Origin of the sequence: Streptomyces lanatus, from assembly GCF_014655715.1 — a bacterium.
GTDB lineage: Bacteria > Actinomycetota > Actinomycetes > Streptomycetales > Streptomycetaceae > Streptomyces > Streptomyces lanatus.
In genome coordinates this window covers 1-756 of the sequence record NZ_BNBM01000046.1, presented here as the reverse complement: position 1 = coordinate 756, position 756 = coordinate 1, and the positions used below count along the sequence as shown (strand labels likewise).

1 protein-coding gene is annotated in these 756 nt (G+C 69.6%); it reads right to left on the bottom strand.

What is annotated here, in order from left to right:
- Window position 1: 1 nt before the first annotated feature.
- On the bottom strand, window positions 2-756 hold a 755-nt coding region (locus IE325_RS45845), incomplete at its 5' end, for a transposase family protein (RefSeq protein WP_373315369.1).

Below are 756 nucleotides of genomic sequence, written 5' to 3'. Positions count from 1 at the left end.
GTCATGATGCGAGGGCGAGGTTGTGCATGTGGGCGACGGCTTGGACCGCGTGGTGGAGGCCGTTCCCGCGCTGGCGGCAGTCGCGGAGGATCTTGTAGTTCTTCATCCGGCCGATCACATGCTCCACCCGTGCACGCACCTTGCGGTGGGCAGCGTTGTCGTCCTCCTCGCCCGGCAACAGGGGCCGGTGAGGGCGTTTGCGGTGCGGCACGACCATCCCGCAGTTGAGGTAGGCACCGTCACCCAGGACGGTCACGCCCTGGCAGTGTTCGCTCAGCCCGGAGGCCCGCCAGGCGTGCGCGTCCGCGGTGGTGCCCGGCACCGGGTGGGCGGCGGCGATCACAAGGCGGGTGTCGGCATCGACGATGACCTGCACGTTCGCCGAGAACCGGTAGTTACGTGACGATGAGCCGACGTTCCGGTCGCGGACCGGGACCAGGGTGCCGTCCACGATCCACAACCGGTCCGCCGCATCGGCCGGGCGGGAGACGGGCTCCAGCGCCAGCAGCGGACCAAGCCGCTGGATGACCCGGCAGACGGTGGAGGAAGACACGCCGAACAGCGGACCCAACTGCCGCATGGTCAGGTTCGTGCGGTAGTACACCGCGACCATCAGCACCCGCTCGGCCAACGGCAACGACCACGGCCGGCCCCGCAGCGTGCCGTCGCCACCCCGCTCCCGCACCACCTTCAACAGTCCCGAGAACTGCGTCACCCGCAGCCCCGTGAACGTCTCCACCCACACCCGCTCAGCAC